This is a genomic window from Streptomyces sp. NBC_00094, assembly GCF_026343125.1.
GTDB lineage: Bacteria > Actinomycetota > Actinomycetes > Streptomycetales > Streptomycetaceae > Streptomyces.
Genome location: NZ_JAPEMB010000001.1, coordinates 6,830,019 through 6,846,390, shown reverse-complemented (window position 1 = coordinate 6,846,390; position 16,372 = coordinate 6,830,019). Strand labels below are relative to the sequence as shown.

Annotated in this window: 15 protein-coding genes; 8 read left to right on the top strand and 7 right to left on the bottom strand. The window is 73.2% G+C overall.

Annotated elements, in window-relative coordinates:
• Positions 1 to 165: 165 nt before the first annotated feature.
• A complete protein-coding gene (locus OG580_RS30555) occupies positions 166 to 1,404 on the top strand; it encodes a serine hydrolase (protein WP_267046869.1) in 1,239 nt (412 codons plus the stop codon).
• Between the two features lie 273 nt (positions 1,405 to 1,677).
• On the opposite strand, the gene OG580_RS30550 is transcribed toward OG580_RS30555, so the two are convergent.
• Together OG580_RS30550 and OG580_RS30545 are read right to left on the bottom strand one after the other, a co-directional pair.
• Positions 1,678 to 2,844 (bottom strand): SGNH/GDSL hydrolase family protein, encoded by a 1,167-nt coding sequence (locus OG580_RS30550; RefSeq protein ID WP_267048191.1) that lies wholly within the window; start codon positions 2,842 to 2,844, stop codon positions 1,678 to 1,680.
• A gap of 348 nt (positions 2,845 to 3,192) precedes the next feature.
• Complete coding sequence (locus OG580_RS30545) at positions 3,193 to 4,392, bottom strand: MBL fold metallo-hydrolase (RefSeq protein WP_267046868.1); 1,200 nt, start codon at positions 4,390 to 4,392, stop codon at positions 3,193 to 3,195.
• Positions 4,393 to 4,505: 113 nt separating this feature from the next.
• On the opposite strand from OG580_RS30545, the gene OG580_RS30540 reads away from it, so the two are divergent.
• Entirely contained in the window at positions 4,506 to 5,684 is a 1,179-nt protein-coding gene (locus OG580_RS30540; protein ID WP_267046867.1) for a glutamate dehydrogenase, read from the top strand.
• 64 nt (positions 5,685 to 5,748) lie between these two features.
• Positions 5,749 to 6,402, top strand: coding sequence for a TetR/AcrR family transcriptional regulator (locus tag OG580_RS30535; RefSeq protein ID WP_267046866.1), 654 nt, complete (start codon positions 5,749 to 5,751; stop codon positions 6,400 to 6,402).
• Positions 6,403 to 6,523: 121 nt separating this feature from the next.
• Here OG580_RS30535 and OG580_RS30530 read toward each other — a convergent pair whose 3' ends face one another.
• From OG580_RS30530 to OG580_RS30520, 3 genes are all read right to left on the bottom strand, one after another.
• Positions 6,524 to 7,288: an SIMPL domain-containing protein gene (locus tag OG580_RS30530; protein WP_267046865.1), complete on the bottom strand. Its 765-nt coding sequence runs from the start codon at positions 7,286 to 7,288 to the stop codon at positions 6,524 to 6,526.
• A 141-nt stretch (positions 7,289 to 7,429) separates the two neighbouring features.
• Positions 7,430 to 8,467, bottom strand: coding sequence for a DUF6745 domain-containing protein (locus tag OG580_RS30525; RefSeq protein WP_267046864.1), 1,038 nt, complete (start codon positions 8,465 to 8,467; stop codon positions 7,430 to 7,432).
• A gap of 150 nt (positions 8,468 to 8,617) precedes the next feature.
• Entirely contained in the window at positions 8,618 to 8,944 is a 327-nt protein-coding gene (locus OG580_RS30520) for a hypothetical protein (RefSeq protein ID WP_267046863.1), read from the bottom strand.
• Between the two features lie 188 nt (positions 8,945 to 9,132).
• Here OG580_RS30520 and OG580_RS30515 point away from each other — a divergent pair, with 188 nt between their 5' ends.
• The 5 genes from OG580_RS30515 to OG580_RS30495 are packed head-to-tail and all read left to right on the top strand — an operon-like array spanning position 9,133 to position 14,374.
• Positions 9,133 to 10,116, top strand: a complete 984-nt coding sequence (locus tag OG580_RS30515; RefSeq protein WP_267046862.1) for an STM4015 family protein — start codon at positions 9,133 to 9,135, stop codon at positions 10,114 to 10,116.
• Entirely contained in the window at positions 10,113 to 11,285 is a 1,173-nt protein-coding gene (locus tag OG580_RS30510; protein WP_267046861.1) for an STM4014 family protein, read from the top strand. Before OG580_RS30515 ends, OG580_RS30510 begins: the two co-directional genes overlap by 4 nt.
• A gap of 11 nt (positions 11,286 to 11,296) precedes the next feature.
• Positions 11,297 to 12,118, top strand: coding sequence for an STM4013/SEN3800 family hydrolase (locus tag OG580_RS30505; RefSeq protein WP_267048190.1), 822 nt, complete (start codon positions 11,297 to 11,299; stop codon positions 12,116 to 12,118).
• Positions 12,115 to 13,449, top strand: coding sequence for an STM4012 family radical SAM protein (locus tag OG580_RS30500; protein ID WP_267046860.1), 1,335 nt, complete (start codon positions 12,115 to 12,117; stop codon positions 13,447 to 13,449). Before OG580_RS30505 ends, OG580_RS30500 begins: the two co-directional genes overlap by 4 nt.
• A gap of 10 nt (positions 13,450 to 13,459) precedes the next feature.
• Entirely contained in the window at positions 13,460 to 14,374 is a 915-nt protein-coding gene (locus tag OG580_RS30495) for an STM4011 family radical SAM protein (RefSeq protein ID WP_267046859.1), read from the top strand.
• Here OG580_RS30495 and OG580_RS30490 read toward each other — a convergent pair.
• Entirely contained in the window at positions 14,361 to 15,155 is a 795-nt protein-coding gene (locus OG580_RS30490) for an SGNH/GDSL hydrolase family protein (RefSeq protein WP_267046858.1), read from the bottom strand. The genes OG580_RS30495 and OG580_RS30490 overlap by 14 nt on opposite strands.
• Before the next feature lie 194 nt (positions 15,156 to 15,349).
• Positions 15,350 to 16,372, bottom strand: a complete 1,023-nt coding sequence (locus OG580_RS30485; RefSeq protein ID WP_267046857.1) for a LysM peptidoglycan-binding domain-containing M23 family metallopeptidase — start codon at positions 16,370 to 16,372, stop codon at positions 15,350 to 15,352.

Below are 16,372 nucleotides of genomic sequence, written 5' to 3'. Positions count from 1 at the left end.
CACCGTGCACTGGCTCGCCTTCGTCTGTCGTACGGGACCGGGAGCGGCCTTCGGACGCGCCACGGTACGTGCCCGGGCGCCCCCGCGGCGCTACAGCCAGCTGTAGGTTTCGAACGGCCGCCTGTGGTAGCGACCCGCAACTCGGCGTTTCCTAGCGTGGGATGCATGAGATCCGCAACCCCGGCCTCCGCGCCGAAGCACCGCCCGTCCCAGCAGCGTCACATCCGCATCGGCCGAGGGTGGCTGGCCGTCGCGGCGGCCGCACTCGGCACAGCCGGTGTGGCCACAGCTGCCCAACCCCCGGACAGCGCGGCCGCGCTGTCCGCGCCCGGCTACCGACAGGACGACCTGCGCAGGGACACCTCTGTCCTCCATGCGCTGGGGATCACTGGCGTCCAGGCGCGGGTGACCACTGCCTCCGGCCGGGATCTGGTCTCCGCCACGGGCGTCGCCGTGGCGGGCACGAACCGCCCGGTGCCCCGCGACGGCTACTTCCGGATAGCCAGCACCGGCAAGGCACTCATGGCCACTGTGGTCCTGCAGTTGGTCGGCGAGGGCCGACTGTCACTGGACGACACGGTAGACCGCCGGCTGCCCGGAGTGGTCGACGGCAACGGCAACGACGGACGGAAGATCACCGTCCGCCAGCTCCTGCAGAACACCAGCGGCCTCCACGACGACCTTCCCGGCTTCGACACCCCGGAGGAGTACTACCAGCACCGCTACGACACCTACACCCCCGAACAGATCGTCGCCCGGGCGATGAAGCACCACCCGGACTTCCAGCCCGGCACCGGCTTCGGCTACTCGAACACCGGCTACGTCGTCCTCGGCATGATCGTCGAAAAGGCCACCGGCCGTCCATGGCAGGAGGAGGTCGAGAGCCGGATCCTGAAACCGCTCGGTATGAACCACACCTACCTGCCGGGCACCACGCCCACCCTTCGTCGCCCGCACGCCGACGGCTACCAGGTCTTCGCCTCCGGCGAACGGACCGACGTCACCGAACAGATCGTCCCCGACCTCGGCGGCTATGTCTCCACCACGGCGGACGTCAACCGCTTCTTCCAGGGACTGCTGGGCGGCAAGCTGCTGTCCGAGGCGCGCATGGCCGAGATGCGGGACACCGTCCCGGTCGACAAGCGGCTCGAGGCGATCTGGCCCGGCGGACGCTACGGCCTCGGCTTGGTCAACCGCCCCCTGACCTGCGGCGGCAGCTACTGGAGCCACGAAGGCGGAGAAGCCGGCTACATCACCTTGAACGGCGCCACCGGCGACGGCAGCCGCACCGTCACCGTCTCCATGACCACCAGCTTCAACGACTTCGACAAGACGCTCCAGCAGCACAAGACCGCCAGCGAACTCGTCGACCGCGCGCTGTGCGACACCTCCGTCAACAGATAGGGAAAGTGACCGCCCGGGGCGTTCGTGCCGGCTCCGGGCCGCCACAAGCCGCTCCCTGCAGCGGCACCGACGGGCACGGGCGGTTGTTCAAGAGCCCGTGAGGCAAGAGAGGCTGCCGCTACCGGAGACCGGGGCCGTACCGGCGGGACGACGAGCGGCTGAGGGGAGCGCCCCCGCGGCAGGCGGAGCAGGCCCGTTCCCGGCGGTACGGGGGACTTGTCCGGAGACCGGTCCCCCGCCTCGTACTGCCGACGAATGCAGCGGCTCAGGACACTAGTCGGTCGGCTGCGTGTGCGAGCGGGCGCGGAACGGGCCTTCGTCGGCGAAGGCGTGGGCGGCGAAGCGTTCGCCCATCCGGCGGTACGCGGCGGCCGAGGGGTGCAGGCCGTCGGGGAGGTCGTCCACATCGGCCGGGCCGAGCAGTTCGCGTCCGTCGAGGTGGTGCAGGTGAGGATCGCGTGCCTGCCGGACCGCCACGATTCTTGCCAGCTCGTCGCGGACCACCTGCAGCGACAAGGCCCCACGGGCCACATCGGCCGGGTCCCCCAGCGCTGTGATCCTCCCGTCCCGGCCCACCGCGGTCGGGCCGGGGCGCGCGTCGAGTGCCGGGCAGCTCACCGGGGAGATCACCAGCAGCGGCGTGTCCGGGTGGCCGTCCCGGATCGTGTCCAGGAATCCGTGCACCGCCGGGCCGAACGTCCGCAGTCGGAAGGTGGCCAGGCCCACGATGTTGACGCCTGTCTTGAGGCTGATCAGGTCGGCCGGCATGTCGCGGATCGTCCGGGCGACATAGGGGTCCAGCATGTCGTTGCCCGGCTGGCTGAGGTTGGTCACCTCCACGCCCCCGAGCGCCGCCGCCACCACGGGCCAGGTGCCGGTGGGGCCGTCCGCTTCGAGACAGTGGCTGATGGAGCTTCCGTGGTGCACCCAGCGGGGCCGACCGTCGGGCAGGGGCGCCAGGACCTCACCGTCGGCACGGAGCGCCACCAGCTCCGTGGGGGTCTGCTGCGGCAGCCACAGCTCGACGTGCTTCATGCCGGTCGGCAGCCCGGCGAAACGTGCCGTTCCCGGCTTTCCCTGTATCAGTCGCTGCGCGGCCCCGGGGCGCGCCATGCGCACCACATGCCCCAACGGCGCTCGTCGGCGCCCGACAAGAGCACCGTCCACCGTCAGTTCCAGCATCCCGGTCGGCCGAGGCCGGGGGTCACTGTCGAGCTGCCCGGTGGAGGTGAGGACCTCGAACTCGAGCACCCGCGCATCGGTGCGGAACACCAGCCGCACCCCCGAAGGCATCACCGTTCCCCCGTAGACCGACGGGTCCTGGTACTGCTCCTTGGTCCACGCCGGCAATCGGCGCGGCATCACCCCCGCCGGCGTCCTCTCCAGGTCCAGCGCACCCCGAACCTCCACCGGTCCGCCCACCAGCGGATACTCCCGCATCGCCACTGTCACCGCTCCTCGGCTCTGGCCCGTCCGGCCTGGTAGGTGCCCAGCCGGAGCCATCGGGACCTCTCCAAGAACCTAGGGGGTGTCTGCCGTTCCCGTCGGATCCGGCCCGCCCGGCAGAAAGCGGCAGGGAGTCGCTGGAGATCAAGCGCATCGGATCTCTCCCTGCCCGAGCGAGGCCGAGCGCTTGGAGGCACGCACGCGAAGCTCCCGGCGGACACGGGGATCCCGTTCGAGATCCCGTCCACCAGGGGCTTCACCGTGGCGCAGGACCGCCCATCGCTCAGTGAGCCCTGTCAACCCGGGAAGGCCTCGGTGCACGGGGGAACCCCGTGCCCCACGTCACCGCTCGCCCGCGAGGTCGAGATCGTCGCTGCGCTTCTCCACCTCGGCCTCGGCACGTCGTGGGCGACGCCACGGGTGCGCGATCGGACGGGAGACCGCGCGCCACCACGACTCGTCCGGCAGCTTTCCCGCGGGCTCGAAGGGCTCGCCGGGCCGAGGGAACGCCGCCGCCTGGCCGGCCTCCTCGGCCGCGTCCCTCGTCCACTCCCCCGGCTCCGCCCACGCGTGGAACGCCAGGCTGAAGGTGCCCCAGTGGATGGGCAGCAGCACGCCGGCGGCGGCACCGCCCTGGAGGTCCAGATGGGCCCGAACGCCCTCCTCGGGGGTCATGTGGATGTCGGTCCAGAACTCCGAGTAGGCGCCGATCTGGATCATGGTGGCGTCGAAGGGGCCGTGCGCGGCGCCGATGTCCTTGAAGCCGGAGAAGTAACCGGTGTCCCCGCTGTGGAAGATCCGGTGCTCCGGCCCCTGGACGACCCAGGAGGCCCAGAGTGTGTGCTGCCGGTTGCGAATGCCCCGGCCGCAGAAGTGGCGGGCCGGGGTCGCCGTGAGCCGTAGACCGCCGATCTCGGTGGACTCGTTCCAGTCCAGCTCACGCAGACGGGACGCGGACACGCCCCAGCGCTCCAGGTGCGCGCCGACGCCGAGCGGCACCGCGAAGACGGTGTCGGTGGTGGCGAGCGCCTTGATCGTCGGCAGGTCGAGGTGGTCGTAGTGATCGTGCGAGATCACGACGACGTCGACCGGGCCGAGCGCGGCGAGGGGCGCGGGCACCGGGTGGAGTCGCTTGGGGCCGGCGAAGGGGAACGGGGAGCAGCGCTCGCCCCAGACCGGGTCGAAGAGGACCCGGTGGCCGTCGATCTCGGCGAGGACGCCGGAGTGCCCCATCCATGTGAGGCGCAGCCCGGTGGCCGGGGGTTTGGCCAGGTCGGCGACGGTGGTGGGGTGGACGGGGATCGCGCCGGTGGGGGCTCGGCGCGCGCGTCCTTCCCGTTCGAAGTAGATCTTGGCGAACTCCAGGGTGGAGCCGGAGGGCCCGCGTCTGGCGGGTTCGGGGTTCTGGAAGATCCCGTCCGCGAAGTTCGGCGAGCGATGGATGCGGGCGAGGCGCTCGCCCGCGGGATCCGCGCCGAAGGACTCGGGGCGCAGCGCGCGCAGCCGGGCCCGTGGCGAACGGTCGGAGCCGGTACCGGTCACAGGACCTCCTGATCTCTGGGGGTCGTTCCATTATGGGCGGCCCGCGCCGCCGACGGTCGGGAAGACCGGGCATACTGAATCGCCGTTCAGTAATACTCCCGAGGAGACGCGTGATGAGCCCCACCCCCCTGCTGTCCGTCGACTGGACCGACCACGTGACCGGCCGCCGCGGCCATCTGGTCGTCGACCGGCTCGTGCGCGGGGTGGCCAGCGGCGGCCTGCGGATGCGGGAGGGGTGCACGGTGGCCGAGGTCACCGGGCTCGCCCGTGGCATGACCATGAAGGAGGCCCTGCACTACGACCCGACGGCCCGGTACGTCCCGCTGGGCGGCGCCAAGGGCGGCATCGACTGCGATCCCCGGTCCCCCGAGGCGTACGGCGTCCTCGTGCGGTACCTGCGCGCCATGCGTCCGTACATCGAGCGCTTCTGGACCACCGGGGAGGACCTCGGACTCACCCAGGACCTGGTGGACCGGGCCGCGGCCGAGGCCGGACTCGTCTCCTCCATCCAGGCCGTGTACCCGCTCCTGGACGACGAGGCGACGGCCCGGAAGCGGCTCGCGGACGCGTTCGCGGTCGAGGTGGACGGCATCGGGCTCGACGAGCTCGTCGGCGGGCTCGGGGTCGCCGAGTCCGTACTCGTCGCCCTCGACCGGGCCGGTCGGGGGTACGCCGGGACCCGGGTGTCGGTGCAGGGGCTCGGCACGATGGGCGGGGCGACGGCCCGGTTCCTGGCGCGGGCCGGGCTGCGGGTGGTGGCCGTCGCCGACGTCCGGGGCACGATCGTGAACCCGGACGGGCTCGACGTCGAGGCGCTGCTCGCCGCCCGCGACGCCCACGGCGCCGTCGACCGCGCGGCACTGCGGCCCGGCGACCGGGAGGAGCCGGGGGACGCCTGGCTCGCGGTCGAGGCGGACGTCCTGGTGCCGGCGGCCGTCTCGTACGCGATCGACGCCGGGAACCAGGAGCGGATCACGGCCCGCTGGATCGCCGAGGCGGCCAACATGCCGGTCCTGCCGGAGGCCGAGGAGGCCCTCGCCGCGCGCGGAGTGACCGTGCTGCCCGACGTGGTCGTGAACTCCTGCACCAACGCCTGGTGGTGGTGGACGCTCTTCGGCGACATCGAGGCCGACGCCGAGCAGGCCTTCGAGCGGGTACGGGGATCGATGCGGGAGCTGGTCGGCGGCATGCTCGACCGGGCGGCGGCGGACGGCACGAGCCCGCGCGCCGCGGCGCACGCACTGGTCGAGGAGCGGCTGCCGCTGATCGCCGAGCGCTACGGCTGGTACTGAACCGACCACACTGCGGAGCCGCAGGCGATCATGACCGTGTCATGTGCTGTGTAGGCTTCCCGGCGTGGCGAGAGTGCGGTTGAGCGTGGCGGAGCGGCGGGACGAGCTGCTGCGGGCCGCCGTCGAACAGATCGAGGCGCGGGGCGTCGCCGCCGTCCGGATCTCCGACGTGGCCTCCGCGCTCGGGGTGAGCAACGCGCTGGTGCTCTACCACTTCTCGACCAAGGAGCAGCTGGTCGCCGCCGCCTTCTCGCACGCGGCCGAGGAAGACCTCGCCCGCCTGCGGAATCTGCTCGGGCGGCGCACCACGGCGGTGCGCCGACTGCGCGCCGCCGTGCGCTGGTACGCCCCGACCGGGCAGGCCAAGGGCTGGCGGCTGTGGATCGAGGGGTGGGCGGCCTCACTGCGCGACCCCGAGCTGCGCCGGGTCGCCGTGTCCCTGGACCGGGAGTGGAAGTCGGAGCTGGCCCGCGTGATCGCGGAGGGCGCGGCGGCCGGGGAGTTCCGCTGTACGGATCCGACCGGGGCGGCCTGGCGGCTCACCGCGTTCCTCGACGGCCTCGCGGTCCAGACGACGGCGTACGCCGGCTCCCTCTCGCGCACCGCGCTGCTGCGCTGGGCGGACGCGGCGCTGGCCCGTGAGCTGGGCCTGCCCGAGGACGGTGGGGCCGACGCCGGGGACGCCGTACGGGGCGACGCCCAGGGGGACGCCCCGTAGGGCGTAGGGGAGGGACGGCGGGCGGCGGAGCCGGAGCCGCCAGACCCGGCGGACCGCCGGACAGGCGGACAGGCGGACAGGCGGACCGGCGGACAGGCGGACCGCCAGGCCTCGTCCGATGTCAGAGCAGTTCGAACACCGCCGAGACGGTGACCTGCTCCTCGATCTCGCCCGGGGCCATCGGGACGCCCGGCTCGTCCGCGGGCATCGCCGGGGCGCCGCCGGGGCCGGGGCGCATCGAGTCGCCCTCGCTGAGCGAGACCAGCCGGCCGAGCCGGTGCCCGCTGAGGCGCGCGTGCTGGGAGGCCTTCTCGTACGCGTCGCGGTAGGCGGCCTCACGTGCCTTCACCCGCAGCGCCGACGGGTCGGCGACGTCGAAGACGACACCGTTGATCCTGCCCGCGTCCCCGGTGGCGTCGTTGACGGCGCCGATGACCTGCCCGGTCCTGTCGAGGTCACGCACCTTCACGGAGAAGGACTGCCCGGCCTGGTACCCGGTCACCTTGCTCTCCCCCTGGGCGTTCTGCGTGTACACCGGCGAGAGCGAGAGGCTGTCGGTCCGGATGTCCCGGTCGGCGATCCCCTGCTGGTGCAGCACGTCCAGCAACGCCTTGGCCGCGGTGTTCTGCGCCGCCATCGCCTCCTTCGCCGTCTTGCGGGTGGCCTCGACCCCGACGGACAGGATCGCCAGGTCCGGTGCGGAGGCGGCGCGGCCGCTCCCGTTGACGGAGACCGTGGCGGGCGCGGCCTCCCGGGCCGTGGCGCGGAGGGCAGTCCGCTCGGGCGCGGCGGCCAGGGCGGGGGCGGCCGCGCCGACGAGCAGCCCGCCGAGCACGGCGGTGGCGGCGAGGAGTCGGGCGGTGCGGGCGGGCTGGCGGGTCGTCACAGGCGGTCCCTTCGGGGGCGGGTGCCGGAGGCCCGGCGGGCACATCCCAGCACCCGGCGCGCCCGCCTCCCGTACGCCACTCCTGACCTGCGGCCCCCTTCACCTCTCCGTACCAGCCGGTCCCGAGCTCCCCGCTCGCGCTCAGGTCTGGACGAGCGGCGCGTACGCGTCGGATTCAAGCCCGAAGGTCCAGGCGACGCCCTCCCGCGCGGTCCGGGTCGTGGGCGGGACCCGGAGCCAGTACGTGCGGTGGCTGCCGTCCGGTTCGGGCGTGGAGTTGACCACCTCGACCATCGCCACGTCCTCGTCGTCCGCCAGCTCGACGCGCCACAGGACCCCCGTCTCGTCGCAGTGCTCGTGGCGGGCGCCCGACGCGGTGAGGTAGCGGTCGTAGCCGTAGTACTCCAGCATCACGCGCCGCAGTTCGGCGTTCTCCTCCGCCCGTATCCGCTCGGGGGTGAGGTCGGCGAGACCTGCCAGGAACGCGGCGGCCACCGGCATCCCGCGCCAGGCGTGGAGGGCGAAGCCGTCGGAGTAGGCGAGCGCCGGCCCGTCGCCCCGGTCGAGTCGTCCCGCCTCGTCCCGGTGGAGCTCCACGGGACGCTCACCGACCACGGCGACGTTCTCGTACGGCCACCACCAGCCCGCCTGTTCGGCGACGGCCGCGAGCCCCGCGAGGCGCTCGCCCCGCCCGTCGAACGCGGCGAGCCAGGCGGCGTCGTGCTGCCCCAGGACCGCGTCGAGCAGGACGAGCCGCACGGCGGTCTCCTCTCGGACGGACCCGCCGGAACCGGCCGTGACGGCCTCCGTCACGCCGGCCCGGATGCGGTCGGCGAGCGCCCGCGTGAGGTCCCAGAGCCCCGCGCCGGTCGCCTGCCAGTGCGCCGCCCAGCCGGCGGGGCCGAGCGTGTCGTGAAGGCGGCGCCGTTCCGCTGCCCAGGGCCGGGTGCGCACCGCGTCCCGTACCGAACGGCCCGGATCCGTGAGTCCCCGTACGAGCGCGACGGCCGCGAGCGGCGAGTCCGCCCAGAGCACGCGCGCGGGCTCGGCGAGCCCCGCCGTGCGGTAGGCGAGCCGGATCCCGGCCTCGGCCGCGGCGCGGTCGGCCGGCCCGGTGGCCGAGGCGACGGCCCGCCACTTGTCCTGTGCGGTGGTGCGGTTCATGCCGGTGTCCCCCATGTCGTCATACTCCTCAGTCCCTTTCACGCCTGCAGCCCCCTCAGGCACCCGCAGTCCCCTCGACACACGCAGTCCCCTCGACACACGCAGCCCCCTCCGCACATGCAGCCCCCGCAGCGCCCGCGACCCCCCGCCACGCCTGCAGCCCCCTCAGTCCGCGACGATCCGATAGGCGCCGGGCACGTACTCCCGCTGGCGCACCACCCGGTACCAGCCCTTGGGCAGCGCGATCGGCGCGTGCTCCTCGTGCACCACCCGGCCGCCCTCGGGCAGTTCGAGCAGGAACGGCCCGAGGGGGCCCGGCTCCCGCACGAGCCGGCCCGGTCCGGGGACGGCGTGGGCGTGCCCGGTCACCTCGCCGAGCGCGAGGACGAGGCGGCCCCTGGCGTCCCTCGACTCCCCCGTCGAGGCCTTCGCGCGGGCCGGTACGGCCGTCTCCTCGACGGGCGCGATCAGCACGTCTCCCTGCCGGTACATGGCTCTCCCCTCCCCGTTCGGCGCGGTCGCCCGAACACGAGAACGACGCTAGAGGCAGGGTCTGACAACCACCGGGAGCGCGCCCCGGGACGGGCCCCGGGCAGCCCCGCCGAACGGCGTTGTCGGTGCCACTTGGTAGAACTCTTGGCATCAGCCGATCAACGTCGTCCGTTGTCTGGAGCACCGTCATGACCATCGGGAAATACCAGCACGAGTTCCACGGCCTTCCCGTGTTCGACTTCCCGGGCGCCCGTGCGGACGCCGATGAGGACGCGCCCGCCTCCACCCCGCTTCCCGACGCCTCCGCGGTCGCCTGGCGGATCTCCGCCCCGACGTACAGCGAGCCCGGGGACGAGCTCTGGGAGCCGCTCTTCGAGCGGTTCCTCAAGACGATCGACCCGGCGCGGGTGCGCGCGCTGGTCGTCGGCGGCTGGGACGAGGCGTACGAGACCTCGTCCGCCCCCGTCGTCGAGGCGCTGATCGCCGCCCGTGACCGGCTCACGGACCTGCGGGCGGTGTTCCTCGGGGACATGACGGGCGAGGACTGCGAGATCTCCTGGATCGTCCAGTCCGATGTGACGCCGCTGCTCGCCGCCTACCCCGCGCTGCGGGAGTTCGGGGTGCGCGGAGGTACGGAGCTGGCGTTTCCCCCGATCCGGCACGACGGCCTGGAGACCCTGGTGGTCGAGACGGGCGGCCTGCCCGCCGAGGTCGTGCGCGGGATCGTCGGCAGCGAGCTGCCCGCCCTGGCGAACCTGGAACTCTGGCTCGGCACCGACACCTACGGCGGCGACAGCACCGTCGAGGACCTGGCGCCCCTGCTCTCCGGTACGGGCTTCCCCGCCCTGCGCCGCCTGGGCCTGCGCAACAGCGTCATCCAGGACGACGTCGCCACGGCCGTGGCCGGCGCCCCGGTCGTCGCCCGGATCGAGCGGCTCGACCTCTCCATGGGCGTCCTGACGGACGTGGGCGCGGCGGCCCTGCTCGACGGGCAGCCGCTCACCCACCTCACCCACCTCGACCTCTCCCACCACTACCTGTCGGAGGCCCTGCGTGAGCGGGTCCGCGGCGCGCTCGCCCCGCACGGCGTGACCGTCGTCCTCGACGACGCCCAGGAGCCGGAGGACTACGGTGACGGCGAGCTCCACCGATACGTCGCGGTAGCCGAATGACCGTCCGCCCGCGCCTCGTCGTCGTCGGCGATCCGGCGGGCCGCCGCGTCGCGTTCTTCCAGGACGCGCTGCGGACCGCCGGGCTGCCCGGGGCGCGGGTGGTGTCCTGGCCGGACGTGCTGCGCGGCCGGGCGCGGTTCGCCGCGGGCGAGACCGTACGGATCGACTCACCCGGCGAGGATCCGGAGGCCGACCGCCTGCTGCGCGGGGTCGACGACCCGGCCCGGGTCGAGGGTTCGGGCCGCTGGTACGCCCGGTTCACCACGGCCGTCGGGGGGCTCGCGGAGACCGCCGGGGAGGCGGGGGCCACGCTCGTCAACGACCCCGCCGAGCTCGCGGTCCTGTTCGACAAGCGGCTGAGCCACGGCCGGCTGAGGGCGGCCGGTGTGCCGGTGCCCGAGTCGCCGACCTCCGGACCCACCGCCCCGGCGGTGGCCGGCTGGGCGGACATCCGTGCGCTGCTCGACGTACCCGGGCTGCGCCGGGTGTTCGTGAAGCTCGCGCACGGCTCCTCCGCCTCGGGCGTGCTCGCGGTGGAGACGAACGGCGCGGGCAGGATCCAGGCCACCACCTCGGTCGAACGCCGCCCGGACGGACGCCTCTTCAACTCCCTGCGGGTCCGGCGCTACACGACCGAGCACGAGATCGCCGCGATCGTGGACGCTCTCGCCCCCGACGGCCTGCACGTCGAGCGCTGGCTGCCGAAGGCCACCCAGGGCGGCCGGGCCGCCGACCTGCGTGTGGTGGTGATCGACGGCCGGGCCACCCACGCCGTCGTCCGCACCAGCCGCTCCCCCATGACCAATCTGCACCTGGGCGGTGCCCGGGGAGATCTGACCGCCGCACGAGCCGCGATCGCCGCGGCCGGCGGGCGGTGGGAGGACGCGCTCGACGTGTGCGAGCGGGCCGCCGCGGCCTTCCCCGGCACCCGGTGCGTCGGCGTCGACCTGCTGCCCGCCACCGGCTGGCGCCGCTTCGCGGTGGGCGAGGTCAACGCCTTCGGTGATCTCCTGCCCTGTCTGACGGGCCTGCCCGGCAGCGGCGCCGAGAGCCTCGACACGTACGCGGCACAGGTCGCCGCCCAGTACCCCGCCACCGTCACCCGCCCCGCCAGCCCCACCCGCCCCACCAGCGCAAGCTCCCGCACCACAGGAACGAGCACCACGTGAACCAGCCCGACATGAACGCGGTCGTCGGCAGCCACGACCTCCTCCTGGTCACCCTCGACACGCTGCGGTACGACGTGGCGGTCGAGCTGGCGGCCGAGGGCCGCATCCCGAACCTGGCCCGGCACCTGCCCGGCGGCGTCTGGGAGCGGCGGCACGCGCCCGGCAGCTTCACGTACGCCTCCCACCAGGCGATCTTCGCCGGATTCCTGCCGACCCCGGCCGCCCCGGGGCCGCACCCCCGGCTCTTCGCGGCCCGTTTCGCCGGCAGCGAGTCGACCGCGGACGGCACCTTCGTCCACGACACCCCGGACCTCGTCTCGGCGCTCGCGGGCGAGGGCTACCGGACCGTCTGCGTCGGCGGGGTGGGGTTCTTCAACAAGCAGCCGCCCCTGGGCTCCGTACTTCCCGGCCTGTTCCAGGAGAGCCACTGGGAGCCGTCCTTCGGTGTCGCCTCCCCGACCTCCTTCGCGTCCCAGGTGACCCGTGCCGAGGAGGTCGTCGCCGCGCTCCCCCACGAGCGGCGGCTCTTCCTCTTCGTCAACGTGTCCGCGCTGCACCAGCCCAACTGGTTCCATCTGCCGGGGGCGACCCGCGAGACCGGGGACTCCCGGGCCACGCACGCGGCGGCCCTCGAGTACGTCGACCGGCACATCGGACAGCTCTTCGCCGCGATGAGCAGCCGACGCCCCTGCTTCGCGATCGTCTGCTCGGATCACGGCACCGCGTACGGAGAGGACGGCCACACCGGGCACCGGCTCGGCCATGAGGTCGTGTGGACCGTGCCGTACGCGCAGTTCGTCCTGGCGGGCCCGGACCGGGAGGCGTCGGCGTGAACGAGACCACCACCCCACGCCCGTACCGGAGCTACGTCTACGCCTACCCGCACAAGACGGCGTACCGCGCGCTCCCCGACCGGCCCGCCCTCGGCGCCCTCTGGGCGGCGGAGCCGAAGGACGCGCTCTCCCTCTACGCGCACATACCGTTCTGCGAGGTCCGCTGCGGCTTCTGCAACCTCTTCACCCGCATCGGCGCCCCGGACGAGCTGACCGGCCGCTACCTCGACGCCCTCGACCGCCAGGCGACGGCGGTCCGGGAGGCGCTCGGCGACCGTGCTCCGGTGCGGTTCGCCACGGCCGCGTTCGGCGGCGGCACGCCCACCTTCCTCACCGCCGGCGAGCTGGAGCGGCTGTGCGACATCGCCGAGAAGCGGATGGGGGTGGATCTGCGGGCCGTGCCGCTCTCCGTCGAGACCTCGCCCGCGACCGCGACCGCCGACCGGCTGGCGCTGCTCGCCGAGCGGGGCGCGACCCGGCTCAGCATCGGGGTGCAGAGCTTCGTGGAGGCCGAGGCGCGGGCGGCCGTGCGGCCGCAGCGCCGCGCCGACGTCGAGGCCGCGCTCGGCCGGATCCGGGACACCGGCGTGCCGGTCCTCAACATCGACCTGATCTACGGGATCGACGGGCAGACGGAGGCGTCCTGGCGCTCCTCGCTCGACGCGGCCCTCGCCTGGCGGCCCGAGGAGCTGTACCTCTACCCGCTGTACGTGCGGCCGCTCACCGGCCTCGGCCGGCTCTCCCCCGCCGCCGACCGGGAGTGGGACGAGCAGCGGCTGGGCCTCTACCGGTACGGCCGGGACCACCTCCGCGCGCACGGCTACGAGCAGGTGTCGATGCGGATGTTCCGGCGGACGGACGCCGCTCCCCTCGGCCCGGACGACTACGCGTGCCAGACGGACGGGATGATCGGCCTGGGCTGTGGGGCCCGCTCGTACACCTCGGCACTGCACTACTCCTTCGACTACGCGGTCGACATGCGGGAGATCCGCTCGATCATCGACGCCTACACGGAGACGCAGGACTTCTCGCGGGCCGAGGTGGGCCGGTGGGTCGACGCCGGGGAGGCCCGCCGCCGTCATCTGCTCCAGTCCCTGCTCCAGGCCGAGGGCATGTCGGTCGACGCGTACGAGGAGCGGTTCGGCTCCTCGCCCTTCGCGGACTTCCCGGCGGAGCTGGCCCGGTTCGAAGCCTTCGGCTGGCTCGACGGGGACGCCCCCACGGGGCTGCTGCGGCTCTCGCCGGAGGGGCTCGCGTACTCGGACGGGCTCGGACCGGAGCTGTTCTCCTCTGGTGTGCGGGCCGCCATGGCCGCGTACGAGCCGAAGTAGGGGGCGCGGCATGGATCTGACCCTGCTCTACCGTGGGCCGCTCTCCTCCTGTGACTTCGACTGCCCCTACTGTCCCTTCGCCAAGCGCCGGGACAGCCGCGAGCAGTTGCGAGCGGACCGGGCCGCGCTCGACCGGTTCACGGAGTGGGCCGCCGGGCAGACGGGCGACCGGCTGCGGATCCTCTTCACCCCGTGGGGCGAGGGCCTGGTGCGCTCCTGGTACCGGCGGGCGCTTGTCGACCTGTCGCGGCTGCCGCACGTCGAGCGGGTGGCGATCCAGACCAATCTGAGCTGCCGCACCGACTGGCTGGCGGAGGCGGACCCGGAGAGCGTGGCCCTCTGGTGCACGTACCACCCGGGCCAGACGCCGTACGAGCGGTTCCTCGGCAAGTGCCGCGAGCTGTCGGACCGGGGCATCCGGTTCAGCGTCGGCGTGGTCGGCCTGCCCGAGCACCGGGAGGACGCCCGCCGGCTGCGCGCCGACCTGCCGCCGCACGTCTACCTCTGGGTGAACGCGGCCGAGGGGCACACGTACACGGACGCGGAGGCCGAGGAGTGGACGGGAATCGATCCGCTCTTCCCGTACAGCAGACGGCCGCACCGCTCGGCGGGGCTGCCGTGCCGTACCGGCGAGTCGGTGATCTCGGTGGACGGCGAGGGGACGGTGCGGCGCTGCCACTTCGTCAAGGCCGAGCTGGGCAACCTGTACGACGGCTCGTACCGCGCCGCGCTCCGGCCCCGGGCCTGCCCCCTCGGCGTCTGCGACTGTCACATCGGCTACGTCCATCTGGAGACGCTGCCGCTGTACGACGTGTTCGCCGGCGGGGTCCTGGAGCGGATCCCGGCCGGCGGTCCGTCGCCTCTCGGAAGACCTCTCGGAAGACCTCTCGGAAGCGCTCTCGGAGCGGCTCTCAGAGAGGCATGAGGTCGGGGCGCTTGGCCTCGACGTGGTCGCCCGAGCTCTCGCCCCGCAGCCTGCGTCCGATCCAGGGCACGAGGTACTCCTTGGCCCAGTGGATGTCGTCGCGGCGCACCTCCAGCGTGCCGCGCGGGGGGCGCGGCGGCCACGGCTGGTCCGGGTCCGCGGGCACGGGCATGCCGAGGACCTGCGCGGCGCGCAGGGCGACCCGGGTGTGGCCGTCGGGCGAGAGGTGCAGCCGGTCGTCGTCCCAGGCCTGCAGGTCCTGGACCGACTTGAGGGACCACAGGTCGAGCACCGGGCAGTCGTAGCGGTCCGCGATGGACCGGACGTGGGCGGTGTAGGTGGCGATCTTGCCGCGCAGGTGCCGGAGCACGGGGATGTCACGGGTGTCGAAGCCGGTGGTCACCATCACGGTGCCGACGGCGGAGGTCAGGTCCGCGACGGCGCGCTCGAAGCGCTCGGCCACGTCGTCGGGGTCCGTGCCGGGACGGATGATGTCGTTGCCGCCGGCACAGAAGGTCACCAGGTCGGGGGCGAGTTCCTTCGCCCGGGGGACCTGTTCCGCCACGATCTGATCGAGAAGGCGCCCGCGTACGGCCAGGTTGGCGTAGCGGAAGGCGTCGTGCTCCGGCAGCTGGTCGGCGAGCAGGACCGCGAAACGGTCCGCCCAGCCGACATACGTCCCGTCGGGCCCGGGGTCTCCGACGCCCTCGGTGAAGCTGTCACCGATCGCCGCGTACGACCCGAATGCGTTCTTGTCTGTTGATCTCGAATCGTCTGCCACGGGAGCACATCCTTCCCTTTCGGCTGTGACCTACGCGACCGTAAGGAAGGGTTGACGGAGCGTGAGATATGCCACCGATAAAGATTCCGCCAAGCCGGAATAGGTCTCGGAATGTGTCAGGAACGCCGAAGGCCCGGCAGGAAACGCCGACGGCCCGGCACAGGAGTGCCGGGCCGTCGTTCGAGCGAGGGGTCTCAGATGGAGACGCCGTGCTGGCGCAGGTACGCGAGCGGGTCCACGTCGGAGCCGTAGCTCGGCGAGGTGCGGATCTCGAAGTGGAGGTGCGGTCCGGTGGAGTTGCCGGTGGAGCCGGAGAGGCCGATCTGCTGGCCACCGCTCACGGACTGGCCGGAGGAGATGGCGAGGGAGGAGAGGTGCGCGTACTGCGAGTAGCTGCCGTCGGCGTGCTGGATGACGACCTCGTTGCCGTAGGCGCCGCTCCAGCCGGCCGAGACGACGGTGCCGGCGCCGACGGCGCGGACGGTCGTACCGGAGGAGGCGATGAAGTCGACACCGGTGTGGTAGCCGGAGGACCACATGGAGCCGGAGGCGCGGTACGGGGTGGAGATGCCGCCGCTGACCGGGGAGACCCAGCCGGAAGCGGAGGCGGAGGAGCCGGTGGAGCGCGACGAGGTCGACGCGTCCGACTGGGCGGCGGTGGAGGTCGGGGCGGAGGAGCGCTCGCTGCTGCGGGAGGCGCGGGTCTCGTCGCCGGAGCCCTGCGAGGAGCTGCTCTTGCTGCTCTTCGGGCTGCTCTTCGGCGTGCTCTTCGGGGCGGCGGCCTTGGGCGCGGCGCTCTTCGGAGTGGCGGCCGCGGTGCTCTTGGCGCCGAGGGTGAGCTTCATGCCGGGCAGGATCAGCGAGGGGTTCTCACCGACGACCTGGCGGTTGTCCTCGTACAGCTTCTGCCAGCCGCCCGAGAGGTGGTGCTCGGTGGCGATCTTCGACAGGTAGTCGCCGCTGACGACGGAGTACGTCGTCGGCGCGGCCTTCACGGCGGCGGCGGGCGCGGCCTGGAGGGCGGCGGGGGCCTTCGCCTGAGCGGCGACGGCCACGACCTGGCCCGACACGGCGGCCGGGGCGGCCGGCTCGACGGCGTGGGCGGCGGTCGCACCGAAGAGCGGAAGGGCGACGACGGCACCTCCGGTACCGGCGGCGACGATTCCACGCGTGATGGGGTTGATCTTGGGGCGGCGGTGCTTACCGTTCGCGGGCAT

Coding starts and splice junctions, on each gene's coding strand:
- OG580_RS30555 (WP_267046869.1), top strand. CDS start 166: ATGAGATCCGCAACCCCGGCCTCCGCGCCGAAGCACCGCCCGTCCCAG.
- OG580_RS30550 (WP_267048191.1), bottom strand. CDS start 2,844: ATGCGGGAGTATCCGCTGGTGGGCGGACCGGTGGAGGTTCGGGGTGCG.
- OG580_RS30540 (WP_267046867.1), top strand. CDS start 4,506: ATGAGCCCCACCCCCCTGCTGTCCGTCGACTGGACCGACCACGTGACC.
- OG580_RS30525 (WP_267046864.1), bottom strand. CDS start 8,467: ATGGGGGACACCGGCATGAACCGCACCACCGCACAGGACAAGTGGCGG.
- OG580_RS30520 (WP_267046863.1), bottom strand. CDS start 8,944: ATGTACCGGCAGGGAGACGTGCTGATCGCGCCCGTCGAGGAGACGGCC.
- OG580_RS30515 (WP_267046862.1), top strand. CDS start 9,133: ATGACCATCGGGAAATACCAGCACGAGTTCCACGGCCTTCCCGTGTTC.
- OG580_RS30510 (WP_267046861.1), top strand. CDS start 10,113: ATGACCGTCCGCCCGCGCCTCGTCGTCGTCGGCGATCCGGCGGGCCGC.
- OG580_RS30505 (WP_267048190.1), top strand. CDS start 11,297: ATGAACGCGGTCGTCGGCAGCCACGACCTCCTCCTGGTCACCCTCGAC.
- OG580_RS30495 (WP_267046859.1), top strand. CDS start 13,460: ATGGATCTGACCCTGCTCTACCGTGGGCCGCTCTCCTCCTGTGACTTC.
- OG580_RS30485 (WP_267046857.1), bottom strand. CDS start 16,372: ATGCCCGCGAACGGTAAGCACCGCCGCCCCAAGATCAACCCCATCACG.